The sequence below is a fragment of the Ruminococcus sp. AF20-12LB genome (assembly GCF_003478985.1).
GTDB lineage: Bacteria > Bacillota > Clostridia > Lachnospirales > Lachnospiraceae > Blautia_A.
Genome location: NZ_QUGH01000003.1, coordinates 251,412 through 271,025 on the forward strand (window position 1 = coordinate 251,412; position 19,614 = coordinate 271,025).

Below are 19,614 nucleotides of genomic sequence, written 5' to 3' on the forward strand. Positions count from 1 at the left end.
TGTTTTTTGTGAACAGAATTTACAGAAATCCTGAGAACCGGTAGTTACATAACTCCCGATTTTGTATTGTAAATTCTGTCCTATGAATTATAATCTAAACAGAAGATCATCTAAAAACACATACAAAGGAGAAACTTATGAAAAAGCTAAAAAAATTAACATCTCTGCTATTTCTGTTCTGCTGTCTTTGCTTCTGTCTGATCCTGTTTCCGCAGACAGCCCGGGCAGGCTCTCTTACGCCAACCGCACAGGACAATCTCAATGTCAGGTTACGCCGTACCTCTGACCTTGTTCCTGTTTCCGGCGGATACATGAGGGTCTTCCACCAGAAAAATTCTATCGGCGTTGAATACTATGATAATGATCTGAAGATCAGAAGCAAACGCAAGATCAACATGGAGCTTCCGCTGTGGGGTGGCTTTTATGCCGAATCTGACGGATATTATCTGGTAGAAGGCCAGACAAACAACAAGGAAAACGATTCCGCTGAGGTTATCCGCGTCATCCGCTACGATACAAACTGGAAACGAACCGGTGCGGCAGCAATTACCAGTAACCCTGAGCTTTTTGGCGGTGAGGTCCGCACGCCCTTTGACTATGGCTGTGTGGAAATGACAGAAAGCAACGGCAGGCTCTATGTTGTTACCGGTCACGAAGGATATGTGGATTCCTCTGTCGGTCGGGGACATCAGGGCTTCCTTATGGCTGAGATCGACCAGGCAACCATGAAAGGAAAGATCGTTTCCTGCGATCTGTGGCATTCCTTTGCACAGTATATCAAATCACATGGTTCTTATCTCTACGTACTGGAGCAGAGTGAGGGTTCACGATGTACAAAGCTTTCCAGATATGACAGCAATACACTTGACTGCACCACCATAGAACTTTTGCCATACGGAGGCTCACGTACTTCTGTGTGGGCACTGGCCTGCTACGCAAGCGTTGACGGCATGGCTGTTTCCTCTGACAGTGTATTATGCGTCGGCACTTCCATCGATCAGTCCAAATATGATAAGGTATCTGAAAACACGCCTCATAATCTTTATCTGTCCGTCACACCAATATCTGACTTTTCCGAAAAAGCAACCGCTACCAGGAAGCTTACCAACTTTACAGGCGGAGGAAAAAGCTTTGCGGGCGTAAAGATCACCAAAATAAATGACAACCGTTTTATGATTTCCTGGGAGGAATACGTTTCCGACGATGACAGGAAAAGCTCTTCCACTAACGATCCGCTCTCTTCCAGCACCCTTCATTATCTTTTTGTGGACGGAAAAGGAAAGAGCCTCAGCAAAGAGTTTACAACAGCTGCTCCGATTTCTGACTGTCAGCCTGTGGTAAAGGATTCCAAGGTCGTTTATTATGCTTCAAACTCCAACACCCTGAACTTTTATTCCATTAATTCCGACAACGGAAAAGCTGACAAAAAAACTTACCATATCGCAGGTGACAACGCAACCTGGAATTTCAAAAATGGTATCCTTACGATCTCCGGCTACGGACCACTTTCTATTTCCACAGAGGAAAACAACAGGTACCCGGTCTCTTCAACAAACGGCTGGTTTTCCTTCTCCAGCGATTCCTCCTGGAAAGCTATCAAAAACCAGATCAGAAAAGTCATAATAAAACCCGGAATCACAAGTATTTCCGAAAGGGCCTTTGTTTATCTTCCTGAGCTGAAAGAGGTGGACATCCAGAAAGGGGTCACAAAGATCGGAAAAGAAGCTTTCGCCTACTGTGACAAGCTATCCAGGATCAACATACCTGATACCGTTAAAAGCATTGGAACGGATGCTGTGTGGTGCGGCTATTACTGGTCTGACAGTTCTCATGCATATTTTTGCAAGATCCATGCTCCGTACGGCTCTTACGCAGTTACATATGCCAAGAAAAACAATATCAGCTACGCATGCAATATTTCCGGTGCAGCTGTAACAGGGATCAAAAAAACATATACTTATACAGGCTCTGACATAAAGCCCGTTCCAACCGTAACTCTTGGAAAAGCAAAGCTCTCTGGCATCAATGATTATCATGTGACATACCAGAACAATAAAAAAGCAGGAACCGCTACTCTGAAGATCATCGGCGATAACCATTTCTACGGAACCATCACCTTAAATTTCCAGATCACTCCTGCTGCCACACCAAAGCCACAGACTGCAAAAACATTCCAGGATGCTTATAATATCTACACAGTCAACGCCACCGGGACTTCCGTAGCACTGAAGGGACCGCGTTCACGCAATACTGTCACTGCAAAGATTCCGGCCACTGTCAAAGCTAACGGAAAAACCTACAAAGTCACAGCCATTGCAGCCAATGCCTTCAAAAACTGTAAAAACCTGAAACAGGTAACGATTTCAGGAAATATCACAAGCATAGGTGCCGGAGCCTTCCAGGGATGCACAAGTCTTCGTACTGTAAAAATCGGTTCCCGAGTTTCTGTGATCGGCACGAAAGCTTTCTGTGACTGTAAGGCCCTTACCTCTGTCACCATACAGACAGGACGTCTTACTTCCAAAAGCTCAGGTAAATATATCTTCACAAGAGCAGGTCAGAATAATTACAAAAAACTGACCGTAAAAGTTCCGGCAAGCAGGCTTTCCTCTTACAAAAAGCTGTTTCAGAGCCAGGGTCTGTCCACACAGGCCAGGGTTATCAAATAGTCAGGATCGTACCTTGCATTTCCACGCCCCTTATGCTATACTCAATTCCGCTGCAAAAGCCCGCAAAAACCAAGGTCGTACAGGGCTTACAAGGCGGTCACCGCCTATAAATGTGCCGAGTGTTCGTGACCTTCCACTCGTAAAACAAAACTAAAGGAGAATAAAAAACATGAAAAACAAAGGTACTCATTTTCTGGTACAGGGAGCTGCCATAGCAGCTGTATATGTTGTCCTGACACTGGTATTCGCGCCACTTAGCTTCGGTGAAGTTCAGATCCGGTTTTCCGAGGCACTGACTGTACTTCCGTTCTTCACACCGGCTGCCATACCGGGACTGTTCGTGGGATGTATCATCGCCAATCTTCTTGGCGGTGCGATTCCGGTTGACATCATTTTCGGAAGCATTGCCACACTTATCGGTGCATTCTTTACCTACAAGCTTCGCAATACAGGCAAATGGACAGCCCCGATCCCGCCGATCGTTTCCAACATTGTGATCGTTCCTCTTGTGCTTCGTTACGGATATGGCATTAACCTTCCTATCCCGTTTATGATGCTCACAGTAGGAGCCGGCGAATTTATCTCAGCCGGTGTGATCGGTATGATCCTTCTTGGGGCACTTTCCAAATACAAAAATGTACTTTTTCATAAAAAAGCAGCAGTCTGACTAAATCTGCTACCCACAAAAAGGAGCCATGAGAAAACAGCAGCATTTCTCATGGCTCCCTTTTATTTTTTCTCTGCGGATTCCTGCAGACTGCGCAGGATCCTCTTTTCCATTCTGGATACCTGTACCTGGGATACGCCAAGCTCATGAGCAATCTCCATCTGGGTCATGTTCTGAAAATACCGCATATAGATCAGCCTCCGTTCCTTTGCCTCCAGAGTTCCCAGTATTTCTTCCAGAAAAATCCTGTCCAGTGCTTTTTCCTGCCGATTTTCTTTTTCCGGGAGCTTGTCCATCAGAGAAATCTCCGTTCCCTCACCCTGATAGATCGTTTTGTGAAGAGATTCCACCTCTGCACCGGATTCCATAGTCATTATCAGTTCTTCTATGGAAATTCCCATTTCCGCTGCCATTTCCTCCGTCGTAGGTTCCCGCTCCAGCCGGCGCGTCAGTGCTTCTCTCACCTGATAGATCCTGTAATGATTTTCCTTCAGAGAACGGCTTACCTTCAGTATCCCGTCGTCCCTGAGATAACGTTTGATCTCTCCGATGATCATGGGAACTGCATAGGTAGAAAATTTCACATCATAGGACATGTCAAACTTATCCACTGCTTTCAGAAGTCCGATGCTGCCGATCTGGAACAGATCCTCCATCTCCACCCCACGTCCCAGAAAACGCTTTGCCACACTGTATATCAGTCCTGTATTTTCCTCAAACAAAAGATCCCTTGCCGCTTTATCCCCCTGGTGTGCACGCCCGATGAGGACAAGAGTACGATCCATAGTTACCTCCTGATGATCTTTTTCATGTGCACTGTAGTTCCACGGCCAACCTCCGATTCCACCTGAAGCTCATCCATAAACGCCTCCATGAATGTAAACCCCATACCGGAGCGGTCTTTATCCGCCTTTGTGGTAAACAGAGGCTCCATGGCTTTTTTGATATCCGGGATCCCGGCTCCGTGATCTGTCACATCTACCTGAAGTTCCTGCCCCCGGAGACGACATTCTACCCGGATCTTATGTATCTCCCCTTCATACCCGTGTATGATACAATTGGTCACTGCCTCCGATACTGCGGTCTTCAGATCCGAAATTTCCTCCAGCGTAGGATTCAGCTGTGTACAGAATGAAGCCACAGCAACTCTTGCCAGTGCTTCATTTACCGGTCTGCTGTCAAAAATGATCGTCATTTCATTTGTGTTTTCCATCATAAACACCCTCCTGTTCACCTGCCGATTTTTCAATTCCACAGATTTCAATATATTTTCCCACTCCGGATAACCGCAGAATCTTTGCAATATGACTGTTCACATTGATAACCTGCACACATTTCCCCCTCATGCCAAGTGCCCGGTACCTACCCATCAGCAGACCGATCCCGGAGCTGTCCATAAAAACGGTCTCTGAGAAATCAAAAATCATATTTTTTATATAGTTATGTCCAATAATACGGTCTGAATCTCTCCGAATCTCATCAGAAGCCGGATGATCCAGTTCCGCCGGAAGATGTACAGTCAGCACGGTTCCGGATTTTTCAAAACCTGATGTCATTCTATCATTCCCCCATTTTTGATTTTTTATTCCATTTTTAATGACCAAAGGGTAAAAAAAGAGGAATGTGCCAACGCACATTCCCCTTATCCGAGGTTTCTCCTCTGTATGAGTTATGATCTTTTTTATTCTGTATAGCCTCCATCGTAAGAGGAATCCCCATATCCTCCGTCACTGTAGCTGCTGTCTTCTCCGGTATCTCCGTCAGAGCTCTGTGTATCTTCTCCATCCGAAGCTGCGGCATCAACTCCAGCTGTTCCATCTGTGCTGCTGTCATCACCGGACGTTCCGTCAGAAGATCCGCTCTCGCTCCCGCTTACACCGGTCTTTCCGCTGATGGTATTATAGATTCCCTTTGCAGAATCTGACAGTGTATCCACATATACCTTCTGGAGTTCCAGCGCCGCTGTATCCAGATCATCCTGCTGCATGGCAGTATATGCATTAAACAAAGCCTCATAGCTCTGACTGCGTTTCTTCTCTTCCTCTGCCTGCCTGGCAACTGCATCTGCCGTATCACTGGACTGGGCAGCTTCTCCCTGAGCTTTGGTAAGCTCCACGCTCTGGCTGGAAAGAGAATCACTGTACTGTATGATCTGCTGATTGGCCTGCCTGTAAATATCCTGTTTCACAGCCGGCAGTACAAGGAGCCAGAATGCTGCCGCTCCTGCCGCAAATCCAAGTACCGTGGTAAAGAAAAGTGATATCTTTGATCTTTCTTTATAAGATGACGGCCTTACAACGATTTCTCCTGAAATATTATCGTTCTCATTTTTTTCATTTCCAAACAAGCCCTTACGCCGTTTTTCCATCTTTGTGGTAACACCCGTCTGCTCGTCAACTTCACGCAGGAAACGAAGTGTGGTGGTATTGGTCTTGTCGATCCTGGCTGCTTTTTTCAGGGTTCTTCTTGCCTTATTCCACTCCTGATTCTTCATCTGGATCAGAGCAAGAAGATGATACCCCTTGATCAGCTTGGGATTCTGGGACAGGATCTTTTTCAGGCGGATGGCCGCCATATCCTCATGGCCTTCCCTGCACATGGCGAGGGCATTGTTATATTTCTTGATGCTTTCGTTGATCGTTTCCAGTTTGTTCTGATTTGCCTGAAGCCTGGCAATATATTCTGAAGCCAGATTTCGGTTCTTCTGGATATTCTTGCTGATGACCCACTCACTCAGTGCGGCAACCACCTCACCGGTCTCAAAATATACAAGACCAAGAAGATTTCTTGCACGGATATTCCGTTTGTCATAGGCAAGACTCTGCTTCAGACAGCTGATCGCCCCGGACAGATCCCGGATGCTGGCTTTTTCCAGCCCCTGGTTATAATAAAGCTTGGAAAGGTAATCCACCTTCTTCTGAATCAGTACATTGGCTCCACAGTGCGGACAATAATCCAGATCTGTATCTGTCAGGAACGCTCCACAGTTTATGCAGTTCATTCACTTCTCCTTATCTTACACGTCTGTTGCTCTTGACCTCACGCAGCATCTCCTGGAGTACATCCATGATATCTGTGATCTCCCGGTCATAAATGGCACCTTCTACATCTGCCACATCCAGACATGGTTCAAATTTCTTCAGTTCCTCTTCGTAATCGATCATAATTTTTTCCTCCTGATCACAGCCTTGATCTCACCGACCAGATAAAGGGATCCTACACAGAACAGCATTCCATCCTCGCCTTTTTCCTTTACTGCCCGTTCAAAAGCTGCTGGAACATCCTCTATTGCTTCCACTTCCGGTACTCCGTCTTCACGGAAGATCTCCGCAAGTTCTTCCACCGGAACTTTACGGTATCCGCCTACCTGTGTGACGATCACATGTCGGAAACGGATCCTGGTACAGATCGTGCGGATCATATCCGTATAGTCCTTGTCATCCACTGCGGAAAACAGCAGAGTAAGAGGAAATTCCTTCTGGAAATGTTCTGCTGTCTCTACAAACTTCTCGACACCGTCTTCGTTATGTGCGCCATCCACGATCACACCCGGAAGAACCGTTTCCATCCTTCCCTGCCAGCGTGTTTTTGCCATACCGGCCTTCAGCGCCTCCAGAGATACCGGGATCTGATCTTTCAGTACCTGAATGGTTTTCACCGCAAGAGCTGCATTCATAACCTGATAACGAGCGATAAACGGTATATCAAAAACGGTATCGCCATATATCTCGTCCTTAAGAGAAAACCTGATTCCGTCCTTTGTGATCTTATGGATTTCTGTATCTTCCCGTTTCAGCTCATAATATGGACATCCCAGTTTCTCTGCATGCTCACGCATCACTCCGGCCGCATCCGGATCATTTCCATCGTAGATCACCGGAACACCCGGCACCATGATCCCTGCCTTCTCTCCTGCGATCTCGGAAACTGTATTTCCAAGATACTGCATATGATCGAGGCTGATGGATGTGATCACACAGGCTGCCGGATTCTCCACAGCAGTGGTTGCATCCAGACGTCCGCCAAGACCGGTCTCCAGTGTTACATAATCTACGCCAGCTTCTGCAAAGATCACCATTCCCATCAGAAGGAGTGTCTCGAAATAGGTGGGATGATAGCTTCCCTCCGCAACCAGCTCATCGGAAAGCTTTTTAACTTTTTCAAAAGCACGAAGGAAGGTATCGTCATCGATCACTTCCTCGTTGATCTGAAAACGCTCGTTGATCTCCACCAGATGAGGAGATGTAAAAAGTCCGCAGGAATATCCTGCTTCCCGAAGGACCGATGTGATAAAAGCACAGGTACTTCCCTTTCCGTTGGTTCCTGCCACATGGATCACACGGAATTTCTCCTGCGGATTTCCAAGTCTTCTTAAGCATTCTCTGGTATGGTCCAGGCTGTTCTTAGTAGTAAATCTCGGTATATCTTCAATATACGCAACTGCTTCTTCGTAATTCATAAAAAAAACCATCACTTATCTATAATGTATTCGTAAAGAACTTTTGGGGAGAAAAGCTTCTCCCCTCCTGTTCGTTACGATACCATTATATAATAGTGGTGGAAGATGTCCAGTCCTAATCGTAATATTTTATCCGACATTTTTTGTATCGGAGTATTTTTTCTATGCCATTTACTGGTTGTCTGTACTGTTTTCTTCACCGGAATCTTCTGTGGATCCCGTTTCTAACGCTATATCCGTTTCCTCCGTTAGCCCTGTATCAGAACTGCTCTTTTCACTGTCAAGCTTCCACTTGCTGTCAGCAAGCAGTGCATAAACTGCCCGGTCATGGCTCTTTGTCATGGCCTTTCTGGTGGAACTGTTGCTTCGCTGCACTACCGAGAGCCGGTCAAAATCATCCAGTTCCTTTCCGGTAATGATCAGCTTGGTAGGATTCACGTAAACCGTATCGTACCATTCTCCGTTGATCTTGACCTGGCTGGATGGCGTAAAGTTTGTTCCCTGGATATAATAGGTGTGATCCATCTCAGACACAACCTGAATCGAATCCAGTGTGGTATCATAGATTCCCATACGCATCTTTGTCCGCTCAAAAGGATTCTCTCCGTCATATGTATACTGTTTTCCGTAGAGAAGATCGTACTGCAGGGTCTCCAGATCCACCTGATAATTTTTGGTGTTTCTTCTTGCCTGGTGATACTTGAAAACATTTCCCTCATGGATACCTACACGATCCATAACCTCTGCTGCCATCTGGTATGCCGCAAGATTTTCTTTCTTTTTCTTAAGTCCGAAATTGTCCCACATCACATACTCTGTCTGGAACAGATATTTATTCTCCACATCCTCCACGGTCAGTCCCATAGTCGGAAGGTGATCTCCATACATGACAAGCACCACATCCTCCGGATAATCTTCCAGCTTATCAGTAAGCTCCTTGACAAAATTATCCATCTCGTGGATCTGATTTACATAATACTCCCACTTATTGTTCAGCTCGTCAGTAGGTGCCCCGGAAACTGTGATCTCCGGATTTTCCAGTACCGGTTCTGAAGGATAATCTCCATGTCCCTGCACGGAAATAGTATATACATAATCAGGTCCTTCTGTGGAATCCAGACACTTGACGATCTCATCGGTGAGGACACTGTCCTTTGTCCAGCCCAACGGGTTCTTCTGGTTTTCATCCTTCATGTACTCTGCCGAAGTGAAGGTATCAAATCCCAGATTCGGAAAAATGCTTCTTCTTCCGTAGAAATTCGCCTCATTGTTATGTACTGCATGAGCAGTATAGCCCAGATTCTTCAGAACATACGGTGCGCTCTCACAGGTAGTTTCCTTAAGGATACTCTTGTAAGGATACTCTCCTGGTCCAAAATAATGAAGGCTCATTCCGGTAATGGACTCAAACTCGGTATTTGCGGTTCCGGCTCCTACGGAAGGTACCTTATAATATCCGGAGGAATACTCCTTCATCAGCTTTCTGAAATTCGGAATAGGATCTTCTGACAGTTCCAGATAATTTACCAGCGTAGGATCAAAAAAGGACTCCAGCTGCAAAAACAGAATATTCGGATGACTGCCTTCTTTCGTTTCCGGAAGATTTTCTTCCGACTTCTCGATCCTTTTGATCTCACTCTCGGAATAGTCTCTCGGAGCACTGATTCCGGTATTAAAGATCGTCGTTGCCAGACAGTAGGGATATCCGTAATCCTCATAAGCTATGGCAATGTTTCCAAAATAATTGGAAAGAACTCTTTTTTCCAGAGCAAGCTGTGTGATTCCTCCAAATGCAAGAACCCCGACCAGGACCAGCGGAATATTTACCTTATATTTCAGCTTGCCTCTGTACTTCGGCGATCTTATCAGGATGATCAGAAGAATCAGAACTGCAATCCCCAGAAGAACTGCACCTATGGTCATCTGGGTACGGGTCAGATATTTTTTTGCAATACTGAGTCCATCTGTCAGATTCTTCACATCCGGTCCTGTAAACGGTGTGACACGGTTGAGAAGAAGCACACCGTTTACTATTCCCAGAAACAGCCATAAGCTGCCCACAAATATACGCCAGAAAATTCTCTTTCGGAAGAGATAAACAATCAGCATCGTCGTAAAGATAAACGCCGCATTATAAGCAAATACAAGTGGCCTTGTGGTCATGTAGGTCCACGCCTCTGTGAACGAGTGCCTGCATATGGCCTCGATCACAAAGTACAGGACTGCACAGCCCAGAGCCTGAAGTATCAGCGAAATCTTATTGAAAAAGTTACACCACTTCATGAAAACGCTCCTTCGTTATTTCACCATCTGTTTCAACTGCAGGTTCACTTTCTCTTTCATCTCTTTGTATTTCTCAAGTTTCTCCTTCTCCGCCTCAACCTTGGCTGCAGGCGCTTTGTTTACAAAGTTCGGATTGTTTAACATTCCCTCGCATCGTGCGATCTCTTTGCCCAGACGCTCCTGCTCCTTTGTAAGACGTTCGATCTCTTTTTCACGGTCGATCAGATCCTCCAGCGGCAGATATACCACACCGTCTGCCACAACGATGGATACCGCATCCTCACCGATTCCGTTCTTATCCTGCTGTACGTGGATCTCTTTTGCAAACGCAAGGTTTGTAAAGGACTTCTTGCAGGACTCAAAATGGGCACAGCACTCTGCATCTTTGCCTACGATGTAGATATTGGTCTTTCTGTTCTGCGGTACGTTCATCTCGTTTCTGGTATTACGGATTCCACGTACAACCTCCTGGAAGCTTGAAACTGCTTTCTCAGCATCTGCAAAATTCATCTCGTCTCTGTATACCGGCCAGTCAGAGATCATGATGGACTCTTCATCCGGAAGCAGTGTGCAGTAGATCTCCTCTGTGATAAACGGCATGAACGGATGAAGAAGCTTCAGTCCCTGTGTCAGCGCAGTGCGAAGTGTCCACAGTGCATCGTTTGCTGCTGCCGGGTTTTCCTCTGCCTTCCACAGTCTTACCTTTGCCATCTCGATATACCAGTCACAGAGCTCATCCCACAGGAAATCATAGACCTTCTGTACGGCAATTCCAAGCTCATATTTATCCATATTCTCAGTAACATCACGAATCACTGTGTTCAGTCTGGAAAGGATCCATTTATCCTCGTTGCACAGTGCGTTCAGGTCTCCCGGCTCTGTTACTGTCTTGCCCTCCAGGTTCATCATAATGAAACGGGAAGCATTCCAGATCTTATTTGCAAAGTTACGGCTGGATTCTACACGTTCCCAATAGAAACGCATATCATTTCCAGGTGCGTTACCTGTCATCAGTGTAAGACGAAGGGCATCTGCGCCGTATTTGTCGATAACTTCCAGAGGATCGATACCGTTTCCAAGAGATTTACTCATCTTACGTCCCTGGGAATCACGTACCAGTCCGTGGATCAGAACATGGTGGAACGGTGTCTCACCGGTCTGCTCCAGTGCGGAGAATACCATACGGATAACCCAGAAGAAGATGATATCATATCCGGTTACCAGAACATCTGTAGGATAGAAGTACTCAAGCTCCGGTGTCTTGTCCGGCCATCCAAGTGTGGAAAACGGCCAAAGTGCGGAACTGAACCAGGTATCCAGAGTGTCCTCATCCTGATGCATATGTGTGCATCCGCATTTCGGGCATTTCTCAGGCATTTCTCTTGCCACTACCATCTCACCGCACTCATCACAGTAATAAGCCGGGATTCTGTGTCCCCACCAGAGCTGACGGGAAATACACCAGTCACGGATATTCTCCAGCCAGTGAAGATATGTCTTGTCAAAACGTGCCGGAACAAACTGAAGGTTTCCGTCGTCCAGAGTCTTGATGGCAGCTTTTGCCATTTCGCTCATTTTTACAAACCACTGTGGCTTGATCATCGGCTCTACGGTTGTACCGCAGCGGTCATGGGTACCAACACTGTGGTTATGCGGAACAACCTTTACAAGAAGTCCCTGCTCTTTCAGGTCTTCTACCATGGCCTTACGTGCCTCGTAGCGGTCCATGCCTGCGTATTTTCCGCCAAGGCTGTTGATGGTTGCATCATCATTTAAGATATTGATCTCCTCAAGGTTATGACGGCGTCCAACCTCAAAGTCGTTCGGATCATGTGCCGGTGTGATCTTTACACAGCCGGTTCCGAATTCTTTGTCAACATACTCATCAGTAATTACCGGGATCTCTCTGTCTGTAAGAGGCAGCTTCAGCATCTTGCCAACCAGATCCTTGTATCTCTCATCTTCCGGATTTACTGCAACTGCAGTATCACCCAGAAGTGTCTCCGGACGTGTGGTTGCGATCTCAACGAAACGTCCTTCCTCTCCTACGATGGGATAATTGATGTGCCAGAAAAATCCGTCCTGGTCCTCATGCACAACCTCTGCATCAGAAATAGAGGTCTGGCATACAGGACACCAGTTGATGATCCTGGAGCCTTTGTAGATATATCCTTTCTCATAAAGACGGATAAATACTTCCTGAACAGCCTTGGAGCAGCCCTCGTCCATGGTAAAGCGCTCACGCTCCCAGTCTGCAGATGCTCCCAGCTTTTTCAGCTGATTGATGATCTTTCCGCCGTACTCCTCTTTCCATGCCCAGGCATGTTTCATAAATTCGTCACGGCCGATCTCGTTCTTATCAATCCCTTCCTTACGAAGCTTCTCTGTTACCTTAACCTCTGTAGCGATGGCTGCATGGTCAGTTCCCGGCTGCCAGAGAGCCTCATAGCCCTGCATTCTTTTGAAACGGATCAGGATATCCTGCATGGTCTCATCCAGTGCATGTCCCATATGCAGCTGTCCGGTTACATTGGGCGGCGGCATTACAATTGTAAAAGGTTTTTTGTCCGGATTAACTTTTGCATGGAAGTATCCGTTATCCATCCATTTTTTGTACAGACGATCCTCAATGCCCTTGGGATCATAAGTCTTTGCAAGTTCTTTGCTCATGTTTTCCTCCTGAATCTTTCTGATTATAGGAACCTTAAAATGCTCCTGTTTTCTGCAAGAAAAAAACACGCCCTCCACACAAAAGCCAATAACTAATGTGCGAAGGGCGATCATTCTCGCGGTACCACCTTCATTATCCGGAAAAAACATCTGTTATTCCCGTCTATCTCTTGTCCCTTAACGCGGGGTACGTGAAAACCTACACAGCAACATCTGCATCTGTTCTGCATTTCTGCTTTCAGTTTCCCGGCTCCTAAGCTACCTTCTGCAGTCTTCCATCTGAAAATGCCTTTCAGCCTGCGCTTCTCCTGCGTCTGTGCATTTCTCTCTGTCAGCGTAGATCTGCATACTCCTCTTATTCAACGCCTTTGCCATGTTCCTACTATAATGAAATTTTCTTTTTTTGTCAAGACAGGTATCTATCTTTCTTTTATTGTTTTGTACTCCTTTTCAATGCCTGAGATCAGTGTTTTCATTGTATATTCCAGAATTTCATTTCCGAATGCTTCCGATGATTCTCTGACCGGATGACGTCCTGCAATACCGATCAGATTACTCTCATCTTCTTTTACCTGTCCAAAGTCAACCAGCTCCGGCCGAACAGCCATTACAATAGAGGTCTCATTTGCTCCGGCATGATCATTCTGATATTTCAGTCTCTCATCATCCGCATAGGTCCATGCTGTCATAATGCACAGTCCGTATTTTTCTTCTGCCTCTTCCTTCATTTCCTGAAATACATTTGTCGACGGACCGTGTCCATGTCCCACAACGATACGGACTCCTGCTCTGGAAAGCTGAGCAAAAATACTGCGCAGCAGATCCTGAAACAGTCCCTTTTCCATCCAGTAGGCACTGCCCTTCATCTGTTGGGCATAATAGGTATTCAATGCACCCTCTGTATTGATATCCATTCCATAAAATACAGTTCCACGATCATCAAATAAACGGTCAGGTCCCATGAACAGCATCGGAAGCACCACACCGCCGACCTTTTCTGCCACCCGGACAAACAGTTCTTTTGACTGGATCCCGTCAGCTCCAAGTGGCATATGTGGACCATGCCATTCCAGTGTGCCAAGTGGCAGATAGGCAACCGGCATCTCCTTTATCCTCTGTACACATTCTTCCGGAAGTAATTCTTCGTATAATACTTTTTTCATGCTCGTCTCCTTATCCTTTTACCGCTCCGGTAATTAATTTTTCGCTTTCTTATTTTTATTATTTTATTCTACGCTTTTCAGTGACTCTACCATATTGATCTTTTTCAGCTTAAAATGCATCACCATATTTACAAACATGGAGAATCCGAAGGTAATGATTCCACTGTAAACAAAGCTTATTGGCTTGATATTTCTTCCGAACATCACCGCATCTACCTCAACGGTTGTGATCACATACCGATGGAGGAAGATTCCGAACACTGCGCCTGCCAGGATTCCTATGAAGGACAGCAGGATATTTTCCCGGAATACATACTGGGAAACCTCGCCATCATAAAATCCCAGAACCTTCAATGTTGCAAGCTCTCTCTGACGCTCTGTGATATTGATGTTGTTCAGATTATACAGTACCACAAATGCCAGCATTCCGGCCGAAATGATCAGGACCCAGATCACCGCTCCTAGGGATCCCAGCATTCGCTCTACCTGACCTGCCGTGCTGCTTGTATAGCTGATACTTAAAGCCGCCGGATATTTCAGGATCGCATTTCCAAGAGTTTCCAGATCACTCTCTGCATCCTCTTTCATAGTATATACTGTACTTGAATACTCCGGTTTCTCTTCGAATGTTTTTTCATAGCAGGATGGGGTCATGTAAACGTAGTGTCCCATATAGTTCTCTGTGACAGCAGTGATCTTTACTTTATACTTTCTGTTATCTTTCTCCAGGGTGATCTCGTCTCCTGTTTTCACACCGATAAGTGAAGCTGTTTTTTCACAGATCACGGCTCCGTCGTCGGTAAGCTCATACCGCTCGTGGGACTTTCTGTCACGTAACGTTACATCCTCTTTAAAATTCTCCGTATTTTCCGGAACATACACATAGATACTGACACTTCCCTTTTCTTTTGGTGCCGTCATCTTGGTGAGTTGCACACGGGTATAGTGATCGATCTCGCTGTTTTTGTCCAGGAATTTCAGAAGATCCTTTTCCTGGCTGTCTGTGGCATCCTCATCATTGATCACCATGGCATCATAATGCTGGATCTGATCATACTGAAGAATCGCAATATCCATAATGGAGTCATAAAGTCCAAATCCTACAAGCATCAGTCCCATGCTTCCTGCAATTCCGAAAATGGTCATAAAAAGACGTTTCTTATAACGGAAAAGGTTTCGCATGGACGATTTCCAGGAAAAGCTCAGATGCTTCCAGATAAAACTGATCCGTTCAATAAGGATCCGTTTTCCTTCTTTCGGTGCAGGCGGACGCATCAGAGATGCCGGTGTTTCTGCCAGGGTTTTTGCACAGGAAAACAGTGTAGCGCCCATAGTACAGATCACCGCTGCTCCGGAAGCGATCAGTGCATATTGTAACTCATAATCCAGCTTCATGTGATCGCCAATATTCCAGTACATGATCCCATAGGCCTGGATAATGATACACGGAAGAACCTTTTCTCCGAAAAGTACTCCTGCGATACTTCCGCCTGCTGTAGCCAGAAATGCGTAGCTGAGGTACTTGGATGCAATGGATGCCTTTCCGTAGCCCAGCGCTTTCATGGTTCCGATCTGGGTTCGCTGCTCCTCCACCATTCGTGTCATCGTGGTAAGACTGATCAGAGCCGCTACAAGGAAGAATATCATCGGGAAAACCTTTCCGATGTTTTTCAGCCGCTCTGCATTATCACCAAAATCCGAATATTCCGGAAGGTCATTACGATCTGTGATGATCCACTCCGGCGTTTCAATATCATCCACCTCTTTCTGGGCATCCTCGATCTTCTGCTTAGCTTCCGCAATTTTTTCATCGGCCTCTTTTTTGCCATCCTGATATTCTTTCTTTCCATCGGAAAGCTTCTTTTTTGCGTCCTCCAGATCTTTTTTTGCATCTTTTAATTTCTGTTCGTTTTCTTGGATTTCCTTTTCTCCGTCCAGGAGTTTCTGTTCATTTGCATCCAGTTCAGCCTGACTGCTGGTAAGCTTTTCTGTGTTGGCCTGGATTTCTGCCTGACCGGCATTTAACTGGGCCTGTTTTTCCTCCAGCTGCTGCCTCCCGGAGCTGAGCTGGACTCTGGCCGAATCCAGCTGATTCTGGCCATCATCCAGAGTTGCCTGGTTTGCCGCAATTTCTTCTTTTGCCGCTGAAAGCTCTGCTTTCTTTGTTTCCAGCTCTTTTTTCCCTTTATCCAGTTCTTCCTGGCCTTTGTTCAGCTGTGCCTCTGTCCCGGAAAGTGTTTCTTCCTGTTCTTTGATCTGGCTAAAGCCCTCATTGATCTGACCTAGGCTGCTCTCCAGTTCAGCTCTTGTCTGGGCCAGCTCTGATTTTTTTGCAGTAAGCTCTGACCGCGCCCCGTCGATCTGTGCCTGACCGGCATTTATCTGTTCTTCCATTGCACTGATCTGACCATTTAATGTCTGAATCTGTGTGAAAAGCTCCGCCAGCTCTTCCTCAGTTTTTCCTGCTTCCGCACCGGCGTCATACTGCGCCTGCAGCTCCGCCGCCTGACTGCTTAATGCCTCTTTCTGACTGGTCAGTTCATCCAGCTGTGCCTGCTGCCCGGAAAGGGCTTCTTCACCGGAACTGATCTGGGATTCGCCCTCGGAAACCTGTACAAGTCCTGCCTCACACTGTTCTTTCTGACTGGTGAGAGCAGCCTTTGTTTCTTTGATTGTATTCTTTCCCGTTTCCAGCTGTTCTCTTCCACTGTCAAGCTCAGCCTGTTTGCTTTCCAGGGTTTTCTCCGCTTCCCGGAGCTGAGCCTCACCGTCACTTACCTGCTGTTTTGCGGCAGTCAGCTGTTCATATCCGGCAGTCAGCTCTGACTGCTTCTCATTTATCTGTGCTTCGGAGTCGGCAAGCTGGGATCTGGCAGCATTTAACTGGGACAGACCGTCTTCCACCTGCTGTTTTGCGCTGTTAAGCTGAGACCATCCATCTTCGATCTGCTTTCTTCCGTCAGCAAGCTGCTGTTTTCCGTCGGTCAGTTCTTTTTTTGCATCGCTGAGCTGCTGTTTTCCATCTTCGTACTCTTTTTTTCCATCATCATACTTCTTCTGCCCATCATCCAGCTTTTTCTTCGCGTCGCCAAGTTTTTCCTCTGATTCCTTCTTTCCGTCCTCAAGCTCTTTTCTGGCATCATCCAGTTTTTCATTGGCCTCTGCGACGATCTCATCATAGCGCAGGCTGCACTGTTCTTTTTCGATGCCTTCCACACGCTTCTGTATTTTCCTGATAAGATTGTCGTAGGCATCGGTATAGCTGACCACATCCCCGGATTCATGAACCATAACATAGATCTGGGTAAAAGCTTCCTGTTCAAAATCCTCGGGAAGAATGTATCCGAAGCCGCTGACCTCACCGGATCCAAGAGTCGTATTTCCTCTGTTAAACGAAATATAAAGAGGGCTGCTTCCGATTCCCACAACTGTATAGGTTGTTTTTTTCAGAAGCTCACTGTCTCCATCCTCACTGACGGATATGGTATCCCCGATTTTATACCCCCGATTCTTTGCAAATGGCTTGTCCAGAAAAATCTCGCCGCTTTTTTTCGGTATCCTTCCTTCATCTGCTGTGAGCAGATTAAAATTGCTGCTGATGGACTCCAGATGAAGAACCTTCCTGGCATCGTCCTCTCCACTCATAACATCCGTAGAGTAACCGCCCTCAGCCAGTTCCACACCGTCAATGTCTGATACCGCTTTTACATCACGCTCAGTCAGTCCCAGTGTTCCCTGGATCTTCAGGTCCATCAGCTTTGCCGCTTCATAATAGGCATCTCCGGAATATCTCATATCCGGAGAAGACGCCTGGATCCCGGAAAAAAATGCAACGCCCAGTGCCACGATCAGAAAGATCGAGATAAAACGTGCTTTACTTTTCCGGATCTCCATCCAGAAATCTTTGTGTAATGCTTTCATTCCGTCACCTACCATTCAATCTCTTCCACTGGTGTGGGATGTGCATTTTCGGTCATCCTGGAAACCTTGCCGTTTTTGATCTTGATCACACGGTCGGCCATAGGTGTCAGTGCAGAGTTGTGAGTAATGACAATAACCGTCATGCCACGTTCCCTGCTGGTATCCTGAAGGAGCTTCAGGATTGCCTTGCCGGTCTGATAATCCAACGCTCCTGTAGGTTCATCACAGAGCAGAAGCTTTGGATTCTTCGCCAGAGCTCTGGCTATGGAAACTCTCTGCTGCTCACCGCCGGATAACTGTGCCGGAAAATTAGTCAGTCTCTCCTTCAGACCCACTTCCTCCAGAACTGTCCTGGCATCCAGAGGATCCTTACAGATCTGAAGAGCAAGCTCCACATTCTCCAATGCAGTCAGATTTGGTACCAGATTATAAAACTGGAATACAAATCCAATGTCCTCACGCCGGTATCCGGTCAGCTGCCGGTCTGTATATTTTGCGATATTTTTTCCATCGATCCAGACATTGCCGGATGTGGCCTTATCCATTCCGCCCAGGATATTCAGCACCGTCGTCTTTCCGGCACCGCTGGGTCCTACCACAACCACAAATTCTCCTTTTTTTATCCGGAAGCTGATCTCATCCACCGCTATGATCTTCACTTCTTTTGAGCCATATATTTTGGATACATTCTCCAGCTTCACATAATCTTCCGTATGCTCCATTTCCACCCCTCCTCTTTGCTCTCTATATGATTTCAGGGGGCTTTTATCTGCCCCCTTTTAATTCTCCCACTCACGTATCACAGCTGTAGAAAAATGTTTTCGGCTGTGATCGAATATTATCAATAACTATATTTATAAGTATATCGGTTCTTAATTCAAAATGCAATTTCTACTTATATTTTACAAAAATTTTTCATTCCTGCGCATTTGTATTTTACATTTCTTTTCTATAATACAGACAGATACAGATAAAGGAAATCAATATTATGGCTGACTGTTGCTGACAACAGCAGAAGTATAATTCCATCAAAACAGGAGGAATGGATTATGTATAAAACACTATGGAATCACTTAGATCAAAATAAAAAAAAGGCCCCTGCGCCAGCTGTTTTTCTTACACTTTTGACAGCTGGATGGAGTGTAGCCGGAATTCTTGCCGGATTACTTGTTTGTCTGGGACTTCAGACAGAACTGATGGTGAAGCTGACTGTGATCTTATGTGCCGGTGGATACGCCGGACTGATTCCCGGTTTCTTCGGTGGGATCTTATATCTTTACCGAATGGATCTTCAGAAACCTTCTGCAGATTCTGACGCTGATCTGGCAGCTGAACTGGAAAAAACTTCTGCGGATCCTGCTTCATTGATCTATTTTCACAATAATTGACAAAAAAGCAAAACTCTGCTTGGTTGTGCAGGGTTCTGCTTTTTTTATTGAATATGTGTATTAAGTTTGATTACTTTCTTATGGAATCAGCGAGCTTTTTTGCTTCTGCTGTCAGCTCTCTTATTTTTTCAAATAACAATTAATAAGCCCTGGAAATTTATTCTTCCAGGGCTTTCTGAGAGGTGCCACCCGGATTTGAACCGGGGATAGAGGTGTTGCAGACCCCGGAAAAAATCCTTGGAACCCGCTAAAACTCTAAGGTTTTCCAAACTGTCCACCCTATATCCACCCTAATTTTCATGTTGCTTTCATGCCATATCAGGTATTTTACTGTGCCAAATCTATGCCACTTAGCACCCCTATGGGCATATTATAAACATTTTAGTATCTTTCG

14 protein-coding genes are annotated in these 19,614 nt (G+C 45.9%); 3 read left to right on the forward strand and 11 right to left on the reverse strand.

Features of this window, described 5'->3' with window-relative positions; all coding sequences use genetic code 11:
- The first annotated feature begins 137 nt into the window (after window positions 1-137).
- Complete coding sequence (locus DWX61_RS05610; protein WP_118624201.1) at window positions 138-2,669, forward strand: leucine-rich repeat domain-containing protein; 2,532 nt, start codon at window positions 138-140, stop codon at window positions 2,667-2,669.
- 169 nt (window positions 2,670-2,838) lie between these two features.
- Window positions 2,839-3,336, forward strand: coding sequence for a QueT transporter family protein (locus DWX61_RS05615; protein WP_015526895.1), 498 nt, complete (start codon window positions 2,839-2,841; stop codon window positions 3,334-3,336).
- Window positions 3,337-3,398: 62 nt separating this feature from the next.
- Here the strand turns inward: DWX61_RS05615 and DWX61_RS05620 are convergent, their stop codons facing one another.
- The 11 genes from DWX61_RS05620 to DWX61_RS05665 all read right to left on the reverse strand — a co-directional run bounded on the left by DWX61_RS05620 (window position 3,399) and on the right by DWX61_RS05665 (window position 18,554).
- Window positions 3,399-4,121 (reverse strand): SigF/SigG family RNA polymerase sporulation sigma factor, encoded by a 723-nt coding sequence (locus DWX61_RS05620; RefSeq protein ID WP_118624203.1) that lies wholly within the window; start codon window positions 4,119-4,121, stop codon window positions 3,399-3,401.
- 2 nt (window positions 4,122-4,123) lie between these two features.
- Complete coding sequence (spoIIAB, locus tag DWX61_RS05625) at window positions 4,124-4,549, reverse strand: anti-sigma F factor (protein WP_015526893.1); 426 nt, start codon at window positions 4,547-4,549, stop codon at window positions 4,124-4,126.
- Window positions 4,533-4,892: an STAS domain-containing protein gene (locus tag DWX61_RS05630; protein ID WP_118624205.1), complete on the reverse strand. Its 360-nt coding sequence runs from the start codon at window positions 4,890-4,892 to the stop codon at window positions 4,533-4,535. Before DWX61_RS05630 ends, spoIIAB begins: the two co-directional genes overlap by 17 nt.
- A 125-nt stretch (window positions 4,893-5,017) precedes the next feature.
- The gene (locus DWX61_RS05635) at window positions 5,018-6,337 is read right to left on the reverse strand and encodes a hypothetical protein (protein WP_118624207.1); all 1,320 of its coding nucleotides are present in this window, start codon (window positions 6,335-6,337) and stop codon (window positions 5,018-5,020) included.
- A gap of 10 nt (window positions 6,338-6,347) precedes the next feature.
- The gene (locus tag DWX61_RS18895) at window positions 6,348-6,500 is read right to left on the reverse strand and encodes a hypothetical protein (RefSeq protein WP_021977044.1); all 153 of its coding nucleotides are present in this window, start codon (window positions 6,498-6,500) and stop codon (window positions 6,348-6,350) included.
- Window positions 6,497-7,795 carry a bifunctional folylpolyglutamate synthase/dihydrofolate synthase gene (locus DWX61_RS05640; protein ID WP_118624209.1) on the reverse strand — a complete coding sequence of 433 codons (1,299 nt, stop codon included), beginning with the start codon at window positions 7,793-7,795 and terminating at the stop codon, window positions 6,497-6,499. Before DWX61_RS05640 ends, DWX61_RS18895 begins: the two co-directional genes overlap by 4 nt.
- A gap of 171 nt (window positions 7,796-7,966) precedes the next feature.
- Complete coding sequence (locus DWX61_RS05645) at window positions 7,967-10,078, reverse strand: LTA synthase family protein (protein WP_118624211.1); 2,112 nt, start codon at window positions 10,076-10,078, stop codon at window positions 7,967-7,969.
- Window positions 10,079-10,093: 15 nt separating this feature from the next.
- A complete protein-coding gene (locus DWX61_RS05650; RefSeq protein WP_118624287.1) occupies window positions 10,094-12,748 on the reverse strand; it encodes a valine--tRNA ligase in 2,655 nt (884 codons plus the stop codon).
- A 419-nt stretch (window positions 12,749-13,167) separates the two neighbouring features.
- Window positions 13,168-13,911, reverse strand: a complete 744-nt coding sequence (locus DWX61_RS05655; RefSeq protein ID WP_118512989.1) for a creatininase family protein — start codon at window positions 13,909-13,911, stop codon at window positions 13,168-13,170.
- Between the two features lie 63 nt (window positions 13,912-13,974).
- Window positions 13,975-17,832 (reverse strand): FtsX-like permease family protein, encoded by a 3,858-nt coding sequence (locus tag DWX61_RS05660; protein ID WP_270426962.1) that lies wholly within the window; start codon window positions 17,830-17,832, stop codon window positions 13,975-13,977.
- Between the two features lie 8 nt (window positions 17,833-17,840).
- On the reverse strand, window positions 17,841-18,554 hold the full coding sequence (locus DWX61_RS05665) for an ABC transporter ATP-binding protein (protein WP_118624215.1): 714 nt from the start codon (window positions 18,552-18,554) through the stop codon (window positions 17,841-17,843).
- 327 nt (window positions 18,555-18,881) lie between these two features.
- On the opposite strand from DWX61_RS05665, the gene DWX61_RS05670 reads away from it, so the two are divergent.
- Window positions 18,882-19,220: a hypothetical protein gene (locus tag DWX61_RS05670; RefSeq protein WP_118624217.1), complete on the forward strand. Its 339-nt coding sequence runs from the start codon at window positions 18,882-18,884 to the stop codon at window positions 19,218-19,220.
- Window positions 19,221-19,614: the final 394 nt, after the last annotated feature.

Bases quoted from the DNA above. Each gene is read 5' to 3' on its own strand.
- DWX61_RS05620 (WP_118624203.1), bottom strand. From the start codon at position 4,121: ATGGATCGTACTCTTGTCCTCATCGGGCGTGCACACCAGGGGGATAAA.
- DWX61_RS05645 (WP_118624211.1), bottom strand. From the start codon at position 10,078: ATGAAGTGGTGTAACTTTTTCAATAAGATTTCGCTGATACTTCAGGCT.
- DWX61_RS05640 (WP_118624209.1), bottom strand. From the start codon at position 7,795: ATGAATTACGAAGAAGCAGTTGCGTATATTGAAGATATACCGAGATTT.
- DWX61_RS18895 (WP_021977044.1), bottom strand. From the start codon at position 6,500: ATGATCGATTACGAAGAGGAACTGAAGAAATTTGAACCATGTCTGGAT.
- DWX61_RS05670 (WP_118624217.1), top strand. From the start codon at position 18,882: ATGTATAAAACACTATGGAATCACTTAGATCAAAATAAAAAAAAGGCC.
- DWX61_RS05660 (WP_270426962.1), bottom strand. From the start codon at position 17,832: ATGAAAGCATTACACAAAGATTTCTGGATGGAGATCCGGAAAAGTAAA.
- DWX61_RS05610 (WP_118624201.1), top strand. From the start codon at position 138: ATGAAAAAGCTAAAAAAATTAACATCTCTGCTATTTCTGTTCTGCTGT.
- spoIIAB (WP_015526893.1), bottom strand. From the start codon at position 4,549: ATGGAAAACACAAATGAAATGACGATCATTTTTGACAGCAGACCGGTA.
- DWX61_RS05650 (WP_118624287.1), bottom strand. From the start codon at position 12,748: ATGAGCAAAGAACTTGCAAAGACTTATGATCCCAAGGGCATTGAGGAT.
- DWX61_RS05665 (WP_118624215.1), bottom strand. From the start codon at position 18,554: ATGGAGCATACGGAAGATTATGTGAAGCTGGAGAATGTATCCAAAATA.
- DWX61_RS05630 (WP_118624205.1), bottom strand. From the start codon at position 4,892: ATGACATCAGGTTTTGAAAAATCCGGAACCGTGCTGACTGTACATCTT.
- DWX61_RS05615 (WP_015526895.1), top strand. From the start codon at position 2,839: ATGAAAAACAAAGGTACTCATTTTCTGGTACAGGGAGCTGCCATAGCA.
- DWX61_RS05635 (WP_118624207.1), bottom strand. From the start codon at position 6,337: ATGAACTGCATAAACTGTGGAGCGTTCCTGACAGATACAGATCTGGAT.
- DWX61_RS05655 (WP_118512989.1), bottom strand. From the start codon at position 13,911: ATGAAAAAAGTATTATACGAAGAATTACTTCCGGAAGAATGTGTACAG.